Origin of the sequence: Exiguobacterium sp. s21, from assembly GCF_018617975.1 — a bacterium.
GTDB classification, from domain to species: domain Bacteria; phylum Bacillota; class Bacilli; order Exiguobacteriales; family Exiguobacteriaceae; genus Exiguobacterium; species Exiguobacterium mexicanum_A.
Window position 1 is genome coordinate 19,762 of record NZ_JACSLF010000012.1, and the last position, 16,544, is coordinate 36,305.

The window sequence follows — 16,544 nt, forward strand, 5'->3', positions numbered from 1 at the left end:
AGGTATCGAATGGGAGGGAAGCCGAATGGATTTTCAATCGTGGCGCCACGTCTTTAAACTTGATCCGAATAAACCGCTCGATGATTCGGCGCTCGCAGCGCTCATCCGTTCGGGCACGGACGCTTTCCTCATCGGTGGGACGGACGGGGTCGACGCGGAAAACACGTTCGCGCTCTATACTCGTCTCGAACGATGCGGCATCCCGCTCGCGCTCGAGATGAGCCATCCCGAGCAAGTGATTCGAGGCTTCGACCACTATTTCATTCCGACCGTCTTGAACGCGGGCACCGTGGACTGGATCATCGGTCATCAAACGAGGGCGTTCGAACGATACGGACACTTGTTTCATGCTGATGTGACCGGACAAGGGTATATCGTCTTGAATCCAGATGCGAAAGTGGCCCACGTGACCGAGGCGAAAACCGACCTTTCCATCGAAGAGGCGGTCGCTTACGCAGAAGCCGGTCATCGCTTGTTCCGCCTGCCTTCCTTGTATGTAGAGTATAGCGGCACGTTCGGATCGGTCGAGCTCGTCCAAGAAGTGCGGCTGGCCGTGCCGGACGCCCACCTGTTTTATGGGGGCGGTATCACCGGATACGAGTCGGCCCAGGTGATGGCTGAACACGTGGATACGATCGTCGTCGGCAATGTGATTTATGACAATTTCGAAGGAGCGCTTGCGACTGTCGCGGCACTCCGATAAAATAAGAACAAATGTTTGGATAGGGAAAGGAAACGATTATGTATAACTTGAGTGAAGAATTAGTCAAAGGCATGAACCCTCCGCAAGCGGAGGCGGTCAAATATACGGACGGCCCGTTGCTCATCATGGCCGGGGCAGGGTCTGGGAAAACACGTGTCTTGACGCATCGCGTCGCCTACTTGATGGCGTCGAAACAAATCGCGCCGTGGAACATTCTCGCCATTACGTTCACGAACAAAGCGGCTCGCGAGATGAAAGACCGGATCGCCCGCCTCGTCGGTGGCGTCGCGGACGATATTTGGATTTCGACGTTCCACTCGATGTGTGTCCGGATTTTGCGGCGTGACATCGATCGAATCCGTTATGACCGGAACTTCTCGATTCTCGACTCGTCCGATCAGTTGACGGCCATCAAACAAGTGCTTAAAGAGTTGAACCTTGACCCGAAAAAATATGAGCCGCGGACGCTCCTCGGTATGATTTCGAACCATAAGAACGAGCTCCGCACGCCGCAAGATGCGGCCGCACTCGTCGGCAACAACCCGTACGAGAAAGTCATCTCGGACGTCTACACGGCGTATGAGAAGAAATTGAAGCAGAACAACGTGCTCGACTTTGACGACTTGATCATGAAGGCGATTCAGTTGTTCCAAGAAGCGCCGGACGTGCTCGCGTTTTATCAGAAGAAGTTCCAATACATCCACGTCGACGAGTATCAAGATACGAACCGGGCCCAATACACGCTCGTCAAGCTGCTCGCGCAGGCGCATGAGAACCTGTGTGTCGTCGGTGACTCGGATCAGTCGATTTATCGCTGGCGCGGCGCCGACATCGCCAATATCTTGACGTTTGAGAAAGATTATCCGAGCGCGCACGTCATCTTGCTCGAACAAAACTATCGGTCGACGAAGCGGATTTTGGAAGCGGCGAACGGTGTCATTCAAAACAACTCGGGTCGAAAAGATAAGAAGCTATGGACCGAGAACGTCGAAGGCGAGAAACTCCTCTTGCATGTCGCCTCGGATGACCGGGATGAAGCGTTCTTCATCATCAATCAGATGAAGGAGCTCCGCCAAGAAGGTATCGATTACGGCGAGATGGCCGTCCTGTACCGGACGAACGCCCAATCGCGCGGACTCGAGGAAATGCTCCTCAAGTCGAACATCCCGTATAAGATGGTCGGCGGGACGAAGTTCTATGAACGAAAAGAAATCAAGGATATCTTGGCGTATTTGCGCTTAATCGCCAACCCAGACGAGGACATCTCATTCGTCCGTGTCGTCAACGAACCGAAGCGCGGCATCGGCGCCGCGACGGTCGATAAGCTCGGCAACTTCGCCGGGATGCAGGGTGTGTCGCTCATGGAAGCGATTCGTGACATCGAGCTGTCGGGCATTGCCCCACGCACAGCGACGAAGCTTGCCGAGTTCCGTCAATTGATGGTCGATTTGCGTCAAATGGCCGACTACTTGTCGATTTCCGAATTGATTGAAGAAGTGCTGAAGAAGTCAGGCTACGAAGAGATGCTCAAAATCGAGAAGACGCTTGAAGCCGAGAGCCGCCTCGAGAACTTGCAAGAGTTCCTCTCGGTCGCGCAAAACTTCGAGAAAGAGAGCGATGAAGAAACGCTCGTCGCTTTCCTGACCGACTTGACGCTCGTCTCGGACCTCGACACGCTCGAAGAAGTCGACGAGTCGCACCAAGTGACGCTCATGACGCTCCACTCGGCCAAAGGGCTCGAGTTCCCAGTCGTCTTCTTGATTGGGATGGAAGAAGGGTTGTTCCCGCACAGCCGTGCCTTGAACGACCCGGAAGAGATGGAAGAAGAACGTCGTCTCGCCTACGTCGGGATCACACGGGCCGAGAAACGTCTCTATTTGACGCGGGCCCAGTCTCGGATGTTGTACGGTCGTTTCCAAAACAACCCGGAATCGCGCTTCTTGCACGAGTTGCCAGAGACGCTCTTGGAGCGTTCGGGCAAAGCGAAAAAGGCGATGCCATGGAATCCGGTCGAGTCGCCGGGGAAACTTCCGGTGAACGGCTTCAGCTCGAAACCAAAACCGAAGCTCGCCCAGTCGTCCGGCGCCGAATCGATCGGTTGGAACGTTGGGGATAAGGCCAATCATAAAAAATGGGGTCAAGGCACGGTCGTCCAGACGCGTGGCGAAGGCGATCAGCTCGAACTCGATATCGCTTTCCCTGCAGTCGGCATCAAGCGCCTGCTCGCCAAGTTTGCCCCAATCGAAAAAGCGTGAGGTGATCACATGGAGATGGCAGAACGTGTTGAAGCGATTCGTCAAAAGTTAAACCAATACGGATATGAATATTATGTGCTCGACCGCCCGAGTGTCCCGGATTCTGAATACGACCGCCTCATGAACGAATTGATTGAAATCGAGACGGACTATCCGGAACTTCGGAGTCCAGACTCTCCGACGCAACGGGTCGGCGGTGCCCCGCTCGATGCGTTCGTCAAAGTGACGCATGATACGCCGATGCTCTCGCTCGGGAACGTGTTTTCTAAAGAAGAGCTCGTCGAATGGGTCGAACGCATCGAGAAAGATCTCGGTTACAGTCCGCTCTTCGTCGCCGAGCTCAAGTTTGACGGGCTCGCCGTGTCACTGAAATACGAAGACGGTCGGCTCGTCCGTGGCGCGACGCGCGGTGACGGGACGACCGGAGAAGACATCACGCAAAACTTGAAGACGATCCGCTCGATTCCGCTCCGGTTGAACGAGGACGTCACGTTCGAGGTGCGCGGTGAGGCATATATGCCGAAACGGTCGTTCGAACATTTGAACGACGAGCGAGAACGTCTTGGGGAACCTTTATTCGCCAACCCGCGCAATGCGGCGGCAGGTTCGCTCCGGCAGCTCGACTCGAAAATCGCGGCGTCGCGGAATTTGGCGTTCTTCGCCTACGGGCTCGTCTCGACGGACGACCTCGTCGCCTCGCATGACGAGTCGCTCGCGTATTTGCGCCGTCTCGGCATCGCCGTCAGTCAAGAATACACGACATGTCGTACGGCCGATGAGTTATGGGACTATATCGAAACGTATGTGACGAAGCGGTCGGAGCTACCATATGAGATTGACGGCATCGTCATCAAAGTCGCAGCTTACGAAGAGCAAGAACAGCTCGGCTTCACGGCGAAAAGCCCGCGTTGGGCCGTCGCGTATAAGTTCCCGGCTGAAGAAGTCGTGACGACGATTGAAGACGTCGATTTCAGTGTCGGGCGGACGGGAAAAGTCACGCCACGCGCACGGTTCGCACCAGTCTCGGTCGCCGGGTCGACCGTGACGTATGCGACGCTCCATAACGAGGACTTCATTGTAGAGAAGGACCTTCACATCGGGGACCGTGTCGTCATCAAGAAAGCCGGCGATGTGATTCCAGCCGTCGTCTCGGCGCTCGTCAGTGAGCGGACCGGGGAGGAGACGGAAATCGTCTTCCCGACGCATTGTCCAGCTTGTGAATCTGAACTCGTACGGTTAGAAGGAGAGGCGGACCACCGCTGCGTCAATCCGGAATGCCCGGCCCAACTGCTCGAAGGGTTGATTCATTTCGTGTCACGCCCGGCGATGAACATCGATGGGCTCGGCGAGAAAGTGATCACACAACTCCACGCGTCCGGGCTCGTTCATAACGTGGCCGACCTGTACCGTCTCGACCGGGACGCGCTCCTCGAGCTCGACCGGATGGGCGAAACGTCGGTGACGAACTTGCTCGCGGCGATTGAGCAGTCGAAACAGAACTCGCTCGAGCGCGTCTTGTTCGCGCTCGGTATCCGCCTCGTCGGACAAAAAGCGGCCGCGTTGATTGCGGAACGGTTCGAGACGATGGAAGCGGTCATGGAAGCCTCGATCGACGACTTGACGTCAATCGATGGTATCGGTACGAAGATGGCTGAATCGATCGGCTTATACTTTGAGAAGCCGGAAGCTCGTGACCTCGTCCGTGACCTCGGCGCGGCAGGTGTCAACCTGACGTTCAAAGGTACGAAACGACCGGTCGATACGGATGCGCCGCTCGCCGGGAAGACAGTCGTTTTGACCGGGAAACTGCATGAGATGACGCGCGGAGAAGCCGGTAAGCAGCTCGAATTGCTCGGTGCGAGTGTCACGGGAAGCGTCAGCAAGAACACCGACCTTCTCGTCGCCGGCGAGAAAGCCGGGTCGAAACTGACGAAAGCCGAATCGCTTGGTATCGAAGTGTGGGACGAGGCGGCGTTGCTCGCCTTCTTGGCAGAACAATCTTGAAGGAAAGGTCTTCCGTGTGGAAGGCCTTTTTTCATTGACCTAATTTTCAACTGTTTTAGGATGACGGCGGGTTCGTGGGAACGTGCGAAGGGTAATGAATAGTATCTACAAATACTTTTTGACACCAAGCACTCACACCACGACTCGCGCACAATCATCCTCTATCCCTCTCCCGTGCCGGAGCGTGTCATCGCAGACATTCGTCACAGTTTGGCAGACACCTTAGAGGAGGGGACCATCATGCGAAACACTAACCGACGCATCTTTGCACTCATCACATTCGTCCTCGTATTGATTGGCATGTGGGCACCGAATGGCGTTTACGCGAACACGACAATGACACCAACGCCAATTTATGCACAAATTGATTTGAGCCTTGAAGAAATCGAAGCGTACGACGACGCAAGCCTGATTTACGACGACGTGACGTACTACGGGGCGCGTGAATCGTCAACGATTTGGCGGTTCATGGTGGATGCGGCCGACATTGACGTTACGACCATCGATCAAGTCACGTTATATAATGGTGAGGGCGTTCCTTATTCGTTCCCGGACGCGGTCTATGCATTTCATGTTGAGGAACTTGCGGGCGAGTCGACTGAGCCGGGTGATGACGGGACAGAGACAGTTCCAGACGTTGAAACACCGGTCGAGCCTCCGCTCGTTGAATCAGAGCCATCGCCAGAAGAACCTGTCACAGAAGAAGTGACCGCACCCTCCGCCACCCCAGTAGTTGCCATCGATCAATTGGTGCTCGGTGCCGACGGGCCAATCGAGCGTGTGTTAGGCGGAGATTTAGTGACGCATCGGCTCGTCATCGATGTGAAGGGCGCCCCTGTCGAGAATTTTTCCGTATCCAACACGGTCCCGGAAGCGTTGACCGTCGTCGCGGACTCGGTTGAAGTTCTCGGTCCGGAAGGTTCGGTACCCCCGACGACCGTGAGTGGACCACCCGCCTTCGATTGGACGTTTCCGACGATACCGGTCGGGACGACGACAATCCAGTTCGATGTGTTCGCACCAGACGTGACAGATGAGACGGTGGTGACGAATACGTTTTGTATCGGTGTTGAAGGAGCAGATGAATTGATTCCGGCCGAATGTGCCGAGGCGACCGTCACGGTCGTACCGAATGAGACGATTGGCCTCGAGGTCGGTAAAGAGGCAAATATTGATCAAGCCGTCGTCGGCGGAGTGATTCCGTATACGTTCGTCATCGAGAACACAGGCGAGACGGCGCTCACGATCACCTCCATCGAAGATGAGTTCTTTAGCGGCGACATCGATGCTGATAAGGTCGAAGCATTCAATGCCGACGTGCGTGAGCAGTTGATGGCGCTCATCGGGGAGAACGGCCTCGCGGCAGGTGAACGCGTCGAGGCGACGGTCAACTTAACAATCCCGAGCGACTATGACCGGACGAACGCTCCCGAGATCGGGAACGTGTTCCGGGTCGGCGCGACCGATTCCTATGGACGGGTCGTCGATGCCGAGAGTCAACAAATCGTCTTATTGAACCAAGCTGATTTCACGGTCACGAAAGTGGCGAGCCCAGGGACGGTGCACCCGGGCGAGGCGATTCGCTATACGTATACAATCACAAACACGTCGAATGTCACCTTGTACTTTGTCGATGTCATCGATGAATGGACGAGCGGGGCGTTGACGACCAAAGAACAGCGCGAGACGACCGAGACGCTTCGAGACGGCATGCAGGCTTTCGCTGAAGTCGAGAACGGACTCATCCCAGGTGAGGAAGTCGTGCTTGAAGTGGAGAAAGTGTTGTTACCATCCTATGATGTGCGAGCGGGCGCAGTACTGACGAACCGGACGACGTTCACGTTCGAGGTCAATCGTGAGGCGCGTGTGTCCCGAACGGCCGAGGCGACGGTGCATGTGAAACAAGCCATCCCGGAACCTGAACGCGACGAATCTGTGTATGTGCCTGAACCGACGACCCCGGTGACACCTGACCAAGCGACGCTACCGATGACAGGTTCGACGGAAACGTGGGGGACGGTCATTGGTCTCGTTTTAATCGTGCTCGGGCTCTTGTTCGTGACGCATCGGCGCCGTCCATCCACAAAAGTATGATCGCAGGCGTCCTCCGACACGAGTCGGGGGTGCTTTTCTTTGAATCGGGACTGATTCCGCTTCGACACTTTTTTCGACGGACGATTTTGTTATAATGGACGAAGTGTAACGAATCGAATCATCAAAGGAGTTCAGACATAGATGAAATGGAAACAATTGATTATCCCAACTCTCGCCGCGACGGTTTTCCTCGGCGGGTGCTCGATGAAAATCCCGATGGGGGAAGAGGAAGTCACACCGACGGGTGAAGAGACGGCAGCCGAAGGCGTCACAGAAGCGATTCAAGCGCGTGATTCATATTACCAGATGGTCATTCCATTTAAACCGGCGGCAGCCCGAGGGTTGGCCCAGCGACAAGTGAGCTCGTCGCTCGAGCTCGAAGAAGTGGAGCTCGGCCTCATGCGCCATTCGACCGGCGCGTTCAAACCGGAAAACTATGCGTATCAAGAAGGACAGCTATTGACGAGTGAAGATGTCTCGCGTCTGCTTGGCCGTAAAGACAAAACGTCAGAAGGTCTCGTCCCGCTCAACCCGGCGTATGCGAACGGCACGGCCGAAGTGGCCGAAGACCAATTCGTCGAGGAGAATAAAAAGTCGCCACTCTATTTGGCGTCGCTCGTCGAACAGAACTATATGACGAAAACGGATAACGGCTATCAACTCGGCGGTGTTTCGTTCGCTTTGATTTTGAACCGGGAGTACGTGTTCCAAGCACCGAACTTCGGTCCGACGTATACGGAGAAGCTTGACGAGAAGAAAGTCATCGCCGAAGGAGAGCGCATGGCGAATGAACTCGTCGCCCAACTGCGCAAGCGCGAGGACTTCAAAGATCTCGATATCAACGTCGCATTGTATATGAAAGCGTCGCAAGGGTCACCGACGCCGGGGAACTATGTCAAATCGGCATTCGTTGGCACGGCTGGCGAGGTGACGGCGAGTGATTGGAAAGATGTCGACGAGACGTATTATTACTTCCCGTCCGCCAAAGCGACGACGGAAGTGCGCGATGACGCTCAAAAATTCTCCCTCTTCAGCGACCGAATCGCTGATGTGTTCCCAGATTTCAGCGGGATGATCGGGAAAGGTTTTTATCAGAACGGGGAATTGTCACGGATTGAGATCGATATTCCGATCCAGTACTATAGCCGGGCCGAACTCGTCGGCTTCACGCAGCACGTCGTCGGCCTGCTCGAGAACCGCTGGGAATACAACCGGAACGTACCCGTCCGAATCAACGTCACCTCGCTCGGTGGCGAACAAGAAGTGACGATCGTGTTTGAAGAGGGCATGGATAGTCCGAAAGTATATTTCTAACCGATAAGAAGGCATCGTGATGAAACGAATGCCTTCTTTTTTTCGTATGACAAGTAACGAGGAAATTCTTTGACCTTCTTTGACCAAATCGGTAGAATAGACTTAACAGAATCGGGAAAGGGATAGGTGAGGTGAAACGAGATGGCAAAAAACTATTATGACGTCCTTGGCGTGCCGAAGCAGGCATCCGACCAAGACATAAAACGAGCGTATCGAAAGTTGGCAAAACAATACCATCCGGACGTGAATAAAGACCCGGGTGCCCAAGACAAGTTCAAAGCAATCCAAGAGGCTTTCGACGTGTTGAGCGATCCTGACAAAAAAGCGAACTATGACCGTTACGGAAGTCCGGAAGGGCCGACGTTCGGTGGAGGGTACAGTGGTGATGGGTACGGGGAAGGATCGGCCCAATTCGAGGACTTGTTCCGTCAATTCGGCGGTGGGTCACGAACGACGTCGCGCACATTCGGTTTTGAGGATATGTTCGGCAGCTTCTTTGACCAGGCGGTCGAAGAAGACCTCGATGAGACGGTCCGAGTCAATGTCCCACTCAGTCAGTTGACGAGTGATGCCAAAGTGAGCCTGCGCCTACAGACGGGGACGGTCAACGTCAAAATCCCGCAAGGCGCCCATGAAGGACAAAAGCTGCGGCTCAAAGGCAAGAGCAGTAAAGTCGGACAGTCGGGCGATCGAGGCGATGTGTACGTCGAGCTCCACTTCACCGATGACGACACGTACCGGCGTGAAGGGGCGAACGTCATCACCGTCAAACGGTTGCGTCCGCTCGCTTTCCTCGACGGCGGGAAAGTCGTCGTGGCGACACTCGATGGTGGTCGGGTCAAGCTGAAAGTCAAACCGGGGTCGCGGCCTGGTCAACGGATGCGCATCCCGGGACGTGGATTCATGACCGCTTCGAAAGTCCGATCGGATCTATTCGTCCAACTTGAAGTCGATTTGCCGCTAGACGCCGCCCACCGATCTGTTTACGAACAACTCGAACGATGAGCCTAAGGAGGAAGCAGAATGGATTTCAATCGATTTACCGATAAAGCACATGAAGGCATCGTCAGCTCGCAGGCACTTGCGAAACAGTACCACCATAGCGAGATGAACGAATGGCACGTCTTGGCGTCGATGATCTCACAAACGGACGGCATCGCGCCGCTCTTACTGCAAAAAATGGAACTGAGCGTCGCCGATATCGAGGCCGAGGTCGCGATGGCGCTTAAGAACGCACCGAAACTTCAAACGCCGACGACGCCGATGATCTCGGCCTCGCTGTTGAACGTGTTGACGACGGCGGAACGTGAAGCGACAGGGATGAGTGATGAATACGTCTCGGTCGAACATATTCTGCTTGGGATCATCATGAACAAGAGTCAAGCACAGAACATGCTCGAACGCAAAGGTGTGACCGAGGAGAGATTGCGTGAGGCACTCGTCGCCGTCCGGGGCAATCGACGGATTACGTCGAAATCACCGGAAGCGACGTATGACGTCTTGACGAAGTATGGACGCGACTTGATCCAAGAAGTGAAGACCGGAAAAATCGATCCCGTCATCGGGCGCGATAGCGAGATTCGGCGTGTCATCCGCATCTTGAGCCGGAAGACGAAAAACAACCCGGTCTTGATCGGGGAACCAGGCGTCGGGAAAACGGCGATCGTCGAAGGGCTCGCCCAACGCATCGTCCGCGGCGACGTGCCGGAGAGCTTGAAAGACAAGACGATTTTCAGTCTCGATATGAGTTCGCTCGTCGCCGGGGCCAAATATCGCGGCGAGTTCGAAGAGCGGCTTCAAGCCGTCTTGAACGAAGTGAAAGAAGCGGAAGGGAAAATCATCCTCTTCATCGATGAACTGCACACGATCGTCGGGGCTGGTAAGTCCGAAGGCGCGATGGACGCCGGGAACATGCTCAAACCGATGCTCGCCCGCGGTGAACTCCACTGTATCGGTGCGACGACACTCGATGAATATCGGCAATATATCGAGAAAGATCCAGCGCTCGAGCGCCGCTTCCAACAAGTGCTCGTCGACGAACCGGACGTCGAAGACACGGTGTCGATCTTGCGTGGATTAAAAGAGCGCTTCGAGATTCACCACGGTGTCCGCATTCACGACAACGCGCTCGTCGCAGCGGCCGTGTTATCGAACCGCTATATCACCGATCGGTTCATGCCGGACAAGGCAATCGACCTCGTCGACGAATCGTGTGCGATGATTCGGACGGAGATGGAATCGATGCCGGCCGAGCTCGATGAACTCGTGCGCCGCGTCATGCAACTCGAGATCGAAGAGGCGGCTTTGAAGAAAGAGAGCGATGACGCCTCGAAGAAACGACTCGATGCGTTGCAGCAAGAGCTCGCCTCGATCCGCGAACAGTCGGACGCGCTCCGACTCCGCTGGGAAAACGAGAAAGAGTCGACCCATCGTGTCCAACATATCCGTGGGGATTTAGAAAAAGTGAAACTTGAACTGCAAGAAGCCGAGAGCCGTTACGATTTGAACCGGGCCTCTGAGCTCAAATATGGCCGCATCCCGGAACTCGAGCGCGAGCTTGCAGAAGCAGAGCGGCTCGCTGGTTCGGTGACACGTGAACTCGTCCGGGAAGAAGTGACCGAGGAAGAAATCGCCGAGGTCGTCTCGAAATGGACGGGCATCCCTGTGACGAAATTGACCGAAGGAGAACGAGATAAGTTGCTCAACCTCGAGACGGTGCTCCATCAACGCGTCTTCGGACAAGACGATGCGATTCGGCTCGTCAGCGACGCCGTCATTCGGGCTCGGGCCGGCATCAAAGATCCGAACCGTCCGATCGGCTCGTTCTTGTTCCTCGGACCGACCGGTGTCGGGAAGACCGAGCTCGGGAAAGCGCTCGCCGAGGCGATGTTCGACTCGGAGGACCATATCGTTCGCCTCGACATGAGCGAGTATATGGAGAAACACGCCGTGTCGCGTCTCGTCGGGGCACCTCCGGGTTATATCGGCTATGAAGAAGGCGGCCAGTTGACGGAAGCGGTCCGCCGCAACCCGTACTCGGTGCTCCTGCTCGACGAGGTCGAGAAAGCGCACGCCGATGTGTTCAACATCTTGTTGCAACTGCTCGATGATGGTCGCTTGACCGACTCGCACGGGCGTGTCGTCGACTTCAAAAACACGATCGTCATCATGACGTCGAATATCGGGGCCGACATCTTGCTCGAAGCGGCGAAAGATGGCGTCATCGATGAGGCGGAAGAACGCCAAGTCATCGAGCGGCTCCGCCGCCACTTCCGTCCCGAGTTTTTGAACCGGGTCGATGAGACGATTTTGTTCCATCCGCTCACGCGGGCTCAAATCGGCCAAATCGTCAAAAAAGCGGTCGCACGCATGGGCAGTCGCTTGACGGCGCGCTCGATTCAAATCGAGATCACGGATGCCGCGAAGGTATTCATCGCCGACGAGGCGTATGAGCCACAGTTCGGGGCCCGTCCAATCAACCGGTACGTACAACGGACGATTGAGACGAAACTCGCCCGTAGCATTCTCGCCGGAGACATCGAGGACGGCCAGACGGTCGTCATCGACGTCGAGAACGACGAGTTGACGCTTCGTCCCGCGACGGTCACTCACTGAATAACAAAAGAGCGCTGGCTGACGCCGGCGCTCTTTGTTTATGCAATCGGTTCGGGTTGATAGACGCAGTACGGTTCCTCGGCCTTATAGTCGCCGGTGACGGCATAAGCGCGGGCCCGAGACCCTCCGCAGACGTATCGATATTCACAGTAGCCGCATTTCCCGTGGTGTGTATCAGGGTCACGCAGCGATTTGAAGACCGGGTGGTGCCGATAAATCTCAGCGAGCGGTGTCTCTTTCACGTTGCCGCACGTGATCGGCAAAAAGCCGGACGGCTGGACGTCGCCCGTATGCGAGATGAACACGAAGCCGTTCCCGTCATTCGTGCCGCGAGGCGCCTTGGCGAGGTCGTCATGCGGATGGCCGATAGGCGGCAATCCAACTTGTTTTCGTTTCAAATTCTCTTGCCGGGCGATGCGCCGATAAAACTGTGCCTCGGTCGTCGAGATGATGAACGGGACGTGCTCTTGCAACGCGAACGCCCAACGGAGTACATCTTCATGCCGTTCTGGCGAGATTGGCTGGAGGAGTGACCCGCGACCGGTCGGCACGAGGAAGAACAATGTCCATACCGAGACGCCGAGTTCACCGACGAGTTTGGCGATTTCCGGGAGTTGGTCGACGTTATACTCCGTGACCGTCGTATTGATTTGGAATGACATCCCTTCTTCTCGGAAGTAAGAGATGCCACGCAGCGTCCGTTCGAAACTGCCACGCGTACCGCGGAAGTAGTCGTGTGATTTGGCGTCCGGACCGTCGAGTGAGAACGCCCAGCGCGTCAAGCCGGCGTCTTTCGCCCGTTTGACGGCGTCATGGGTCACACGAGGTGTCGCCGACGGGGTCATCGACACACGCATGCCGAGCGAAGCGGCATATTCGGTCAGTTCGAACAAGTCCTCACGCATGAGCGGATCGCCCCCGGTGAAGACGAGAATCGGATTATCCATCGCCTGGATGTCTCGGATGAGTGCCTTGCCTTGCTCGGTATCGAGTTCACCCGGATAGCGATGGAACTGGGCCTCGGCTCGGCAATGGACGCACGATAGCGCACAGGCACGTGTTACTTCCCAGATGACGATGAATGGATTTTCGTTGTAGTCGACTCGTTTCATACGGACACCGCCTGTCTCGCCATCACCCGGGAGACGGCCTGTTTGGCCGAGTCGACGCAGTCGGGGAGACCGACGCCATGCAAGATGGCACCACATGCCTCGATCCCGTCGAGTGTAGACAGCTGCTCTTCGAAAGCGCGCACGTATTGTTTGTGACCGACCTCATATTGCGGCATCGTATCGATGTGCCGTTCGACTTTTGTAAAAATCGGGGTACCGACGTGTTGAATCTTCCGCAGTTCACGCAGCGCGAAGTCGGCGATGGCCTCGTCGGATTCCGTCAACAAATCGGGAACGAACTCAGATCCGATGTAGACGCGTAAGAGCGCCTTATGTTTTGGTGCCATGTGGGGCCACTTCTTATGCATCCAACTGCAGGCCGTCAAGGCGTTCCCTTCCGCTTTGGCGATGACGTAACCGGTCCCGTCGAGTGACGCGACCTCTTTTTCATCGAACGCCGCGAGCACGGTGATGGAAGACGTCCGTTTCAACTCGGACAATTTTTCTGCTTCCGGGAGACCGAGGATCGGACCGAGCGCATTCGGCGAAGTGGCCAAAATGATACCGTCGAACGACTCGGACGTCCCGTCGACGAGGGTGACTTCATGGGGCCGGACCGCCGCGACTTTCGTCTCTGTATAGAGGCGGTCAATCGACGGGCGAAGCGCCTCGATGAGGACACCGAGACCTTGCTGAAGGGATAGAAACTTCCCGGCTTCATGTGGCTTGACGCCGGCTTGAACAGGTGGTGTCAATGCTTTCATACCGAGAATCAGGCTGCGTGTTTTTTGTTCAATCGTGATAAACTGAGGGAAAGTAGACTCGATGCTCATATCGTCGAGCGTCCCGTTGTAGATTCCCGAGAGAAGCGGTTCAATCATCGCATCGACGACTTCTGATCCGAGCCGGGTCCGGAAGAATTTGTCGAGCGAGATGTCTGTCCCCGTATAGACGCGTGGCAGCACGAGGTCCATCCCGGCCCGAAGTTTACCGCGCCACGTGAACAAATCGGTCTTGACCATCGGCCAAAACTTGGTCGGGATGCCCATGACCGATCCGTCCGGCATTTGTCGAAGCTGTTGGCGGACATAAATGTACGATGTCCCGGTCATCGACCGGACGAGATGGTCGTCGAGTCCGAGCTCGGTGATCAGTTCGGTCAATGTCGGTTTTCGGGCCATGTATCCGTCCGGTCCGCATTCTAAGACGAAGCCGTCTTGATAGACGGTCTTGATTTTTCCACCGATTCGATTGCTCGCTTCGTACATGGTGACGTGCGCCCCGGCTTGTTTCGCGTAATAGGCGGAGGCCATGCCTGTAATTCCTCCACCGATAATTGCAATTTTGTTCAATCCATTCACCCATTTCTATGTAGTGTTCTTCCTAACGGTACCGAGAATATTGACGTAGACATAGGATAAGTCTCACATGGTTCTAGACATATTCGTCACGATTGGGAAGGAGAGGGTCCATATGGTTTGGTTCGGCATAACGGCGACAGTCGTCGTGGTCGGCATTATCGCCTTCATCGCATCGATGAATCGGTACGGGGAGAAGCTCGACGGAGATGAAGACAGCCCGTCGGTCCTTTGGGCTGATGAGGAATGGTATAAGCCAGAAAAGGAAGACGGACCACTTGATGGTTAACCGTCTTCGAATATGATAAGATGACCCGGTTGAAAACTATCGGACATGGGGTGATTAGATGAACGTATTGGAACAACAGTTGGCGCATTTGGTCGATGAGTGTCGTCCGTACACAGCACAAGGGAAAGTCGCCGACTATATTCCTGAGCTCGCGCATGTACAGGATGATTTGCTCGGCGTGGCGATTTGTTTGCCTGATGGTTCATATATTCATGCGGGGGACGTCCACCATAAGTTCACAATCCAAAGCGTCTCGAAGGCGTTGACGCTCTGTTACGTCTTGATGGAGTTTGGAGAAGATTACGTGTTCTCGAAAGTCGGGATGGAGCCGACCGGCGACGCGTTCAACTCGATTGCCAAGCTTGAAGAGACGGTGCCGTCAAAGCCGCTCAATCCGATGATCAATGCAGGGGCGCTCGCTGTCACGAGCATGATTTTAGGGGACACGGCGGAACTGAAAATCTATCAGTTCCGCCAGTTTTTGGCGACGTTGCTCGACGTGCCGGTGGAGGAAATCACGTATAACGAAAAAGTCGCCCGCTCGGAATACGAGACGACCGACTTGAACCGGGCCTTGCTCTATTTCATGCGCCATCACGGGATTGTCGAGGGTGATGTCGATGAAATCATCGACGTGTACACAAAGCAGTGTGCGATTGAAATCGATTGCTTTGACTTGGCCCGCATTGGCCGAATTTTGTCGGGCAACGGGGAAGACCCGGTCACGGGCGAAGAGCTGATCCCGCGTCGCGTCGTCCGAATCGTCAAAGCGATCATGACGACGTGCGGCATGTACGATGCGTCTGGGGAATTTGCCGTCCGTGTCGGTCTCCCGGGAAAGAGCGGGGTGTCCGGGGCCATCCTTGCGACCGGTAAACACGAGCTCGGACTGAGCGATGTCGGCTTCGGGATTTTCGGACCGGCGCTCGACTCGAAAGGGAACTCAATTGCCGGGATGAAACTGCTCGAACTGCTCGTCGAACGCTACACGTCCCGCTAAAGCTGGATGGCGTCGACCGATTCGTCGAGCCGAGATTGCAGCTCGTGCACGACTTGTTCGTAATCGTCGGCCAAGGCGGCGGGCGGTGTGAAATCGCTCCAACGCAATAACAGTTGATGTCGGTCGTTCATGTCGCCAAGCTCGGTCTGGAGCCGCTTCAGTTTTTGAATTTGATCTTTTGAGGCTTTCGTCTCATAGTTCAATAAGTACTCGTTCAAATAGCGCTCTCGTTTCACGGCGAGCCTGACCTTGTGGAGCGTCTCGAGCCGGTCGGACATCTCCGTCGCATCGTGATGGGCGTCGATCCGTCGTTTGCGGTCGCTCCTCGCTTTATCGATAAATGACGAGGCGTCCTGCTTTTTGAAGGCACGGAACAACTGTCCTCCGATAAAGCGGCGAACTTGTTGGTCGAGCGATGGGGTCATCTTCTCCGTGACGCGCGTATTTAAAATCGTGCGGTCTTTGGCGCGGCTCGCTTCGACGTGATCGGCGAAAGCCTGCTCGAGCTCGGTCTCGACAGCGAGCCCTTCGAGAAGAACGTCCCCGTCACGCACTGCACCGAGCGCCTCCATCAACTGTTTCAACTGACGATACGTGGAAGGTTTCGTGTCGTACAGTTGCATGAACGTCAATAGTTTCCGAAGATGGACCCGCGCTTGGTGGATGTCTTCGCTGTTTTGGAACGTGAGCGCCTCGGTCATATAATGATTGAACGTGTTCCACGTCTCCAAAAGCTCGTATTTTAATTTCTCCGCATTCCGTTGATTCATTCTAATTTTTCCTTTCTGAAATGAGATGAG

Annotated in this window: 12 protein-coding genes; 9 read left to right on the forward strand and 3 right to left on the reverse strand. The window is 55.4% G+C overall.

Annotated features, from left to right (window positions below):
- The first annotated feature begins 25 nt into the window (after nt 1–25).
- The 7 genes from pcrB to clpB all read left to right on the forward strand — a co-directional run bounded on the left by pcrB (nt 26) and on the right by clpB (nt 11,985).
- Complete coding sequence (pcrB, locus tag KNP06_RS12515; RefSeq protein ID WP_214712300.1) at nt 26–703, forward strand: heptaprenylglyceryl phosphate synthase; 678 nt, start codon at nt 26–28, stop codon at nt 701–703.
- Nucleotides 704–741: 38 nt separating this feature from the next.
- Nucleotides 742–2,958, forward strand: coding sequence for a DNA helicase PcrA (gene pcrA, locus KNP06_RS12520; protein ID WP_214712298.1), 2,217 nt, complete (start codon nt 742–744; stop codon nt 2,956–2,958).
- Between the two features lie 9 nt (nt 2,959–2,967).
- Nucleotides 2,968–4,962, forward strand: a complete 1,995-nt coding sequence (gene ligA / locus KNP06_RS12525; protein ID WP_214712296.1) for an NAD-dependent DNA ligase LigA — start codon at nt 2,968–2,970, stop codon at nt 4,960–4,962.
- A gap of 240 nt (nt 4,963–5,202) precedes the next feature.
- Complete coding sequence (locus KNP06_RS12530; protein WP_214712294.1) at nt 5,203–7,056, forward strand: DUF7507 domain-containing protein; 1,854 nt, start codon at nt 5,203–5,205, stop codon at nt 7,054–7,056.
- 141 nt (nt 7,057–7,197) lie between these two features.
- Complete coding sequence (locus tag KNP06_RS12535; RefSeq protein WP_214712292.1) at nt 7,198–8,370, forward strand: CamS family sex pheromone protein; 1,173 nt, start codon at nt 7,198–7,200, stop codon at nt 8,368–8,370.
- A gap of 141 nt (nt 8,371–8,511) precedes the next feature.
- Nucleotides 8,512–9,375 (forward strand): DnaJ C-terminal domain-containing protein, encoded by an 864-nt coding sequence (locus tag KNP06_RS12540; protein ID WP_214712285.1) that lies wholly within the window; start codon nt 8,512–8,514, stop codon nt 9,373–9,375.
- 18 nt (nt 9,376–9,393) lie between these two features.
- On the forward strand, nt 9,394–11,985 hold the full coding sequence (clpB, locus tag KNP06_RS12545) for an ATP-dependent chaperone ClpB (protein ID WP_214712282.1): 2,592 nt from the start codon (nt 9,394–9,396) through the stop codon (nt 11,983–11,985).
- A gap of 38 nt (nt 11,986–12,023) precedes the next feature.
- On the opposite strand, the gene KNP06_RS12550 is transcribed toward clpB, so the two are convergent.
- On the reverse strand, nt 12,024–13,097 hold the full coding sequence (locus KNP06_RS12550) for a TIGR04053 family radical SAM/SPASM domain-containing protein (protein ID WP_034781277.1): 1,074 nt from the start codon (nt 13,095–13,097) through the stop codon (nt 12,024–12,026).
- A complete protein-coding gene (gene hemG / locus KNP06_RS12555; RefSeq protein ID WP_214712276.1) occupies nt 13,094–14,458 on the reverse strand; it encodes a protoporphyrinogen oxidase in 1,365 nt (454 codons plus the stop codon). Before hemG ends, KNP06_RS12550 begins: the two co-directional genes overlap by 4 nt.
- A 112-nt stretch (nt 14,459–14,570) precedes the next feature.
- Here hemG and KNP06_RS12560 point away from each other — a divergent pair, with 112 nt between their 5' ends.
- Both KNP06_RS12560 and glsA read left to right on the forward strand, forming a co-directional pair.
- Nucleotides 14,571–14,744, forward strand: coding sequence for a hypothetical protein (locus KNP06_RS12560; protein WP_167491852.1), 174 nt, complete (start codon nt 14,571–14,573; stop codon nt 14,742–14,744).
- A 58-nt stretch (nt 14,745–14,802) separates the two neighbouring features.
- Nucleotides 14,803–15,744, forward strand: a complete 942-nt coding sequence (glsA, locus tag KNP06_RS12565) for a glutaminase A (RefSeq protein ID WP_034781271.1) — start codon at nt 14,803–14,805, stop codon at nt 15,742–15,744.
- Here the strand turns inward: glsA and KNP06_RS12570 are convergent.
- A complete protein-coding gene (locus KNP06_RS12570; protein ID WP_034781270.1) occupies nt 15,741–16,514 on the reverse strand; it encodes a CHAD domain-containing protein in 774 nt (257 codons plus the stop codon). The two genes, glsA and KNP06_RS12570, sit on opposite strands and share 4 nt — an antisense overlap.
- Nucleotides 16,515–16,544 lie beyond the last annotated feature (30 nt).

What these genes read in the sequence shown, in the direction of transcription:
- pcrB (WP_214712300.1), top strand. Translation starts at nt 26, where the DNA reads ATGGATTTTCAATCGTGGCGCCACGTCTTTAAACTTGATCCGAATAAA.
- KNP06_RS12535 (WP_214712292.1), top strand. Translation starts at nt 7,198, where the DNA reads ATGAAATGGAAACAATTGATTATCCCAACTCTCGCCGCGACGGTTTTC.
- KNP06_RS12530 (WP_214712294.1), top strand. Translation starts at nt 5,203, where the DNA reads ATGCGAAACACTAACCGACGCATCTTTGCACTCATCACATTCGTCCTC.
- KNP06_RS12560 (WP_167491852.1), top strand. Translation starts at nt 14,571, where the DNA reads ATGGTTTGGTTCGGCATAACGGCGACAGTCGTCGTGGTCGGCATTATC.
- ligA (WP_214712296.1), top strand. Translation starts at nt 2,968, where the DNA reads ATGGAGATGGCAGAACGTGTTGAAGCGATTCGTCAAAAGTTAAACCAA.
- KNP06_RS12570 (WP_034781270.1), bottom strand. Translation starts at nt 16,514, where the DNA reads ATGAATCAACGGAATGCGGAGAAATTAAAATACGAGCTTTTGGAGACG.
- KNP06_RS12550 (WP_034781277.1), bottom strand. Translation starts at nt 13,097, where the DNA reads ATGAAACGAGTCGACTACAACGAAAATCCATTCATCGTCATCTGGGAA.
- glsA (WP_034781271.1), top strand. Translation starts at nt 14,803, where the DNA reads ATGAACGTATTGGAACAACAGTTGGCGCATTTGGTCGATGAGTGTCGT.
- pcrA (WP_214712298.1), top strand. Translation starts at nt 742, where the DNA reads ATGTATAACTTGAGTGAAGAATTAGTCAAAGGCATGAACCCTCCGCAA.
- clpB (WP_214712282.1), top strand. Translation starts at nt 9,394, where the DNA reads ATGGATTTCAATCGATTTACCGATAAAGCACATGAAGGCATCGTCAGC.
- KNP06_RS12540 (WP_214712285.1), top strand. Translation starts at nt 8,512, where the DNA reads ATGGCAAAAAACTATTATGACGTCCTTGGCGTGCCGAAGCAGGCATCC.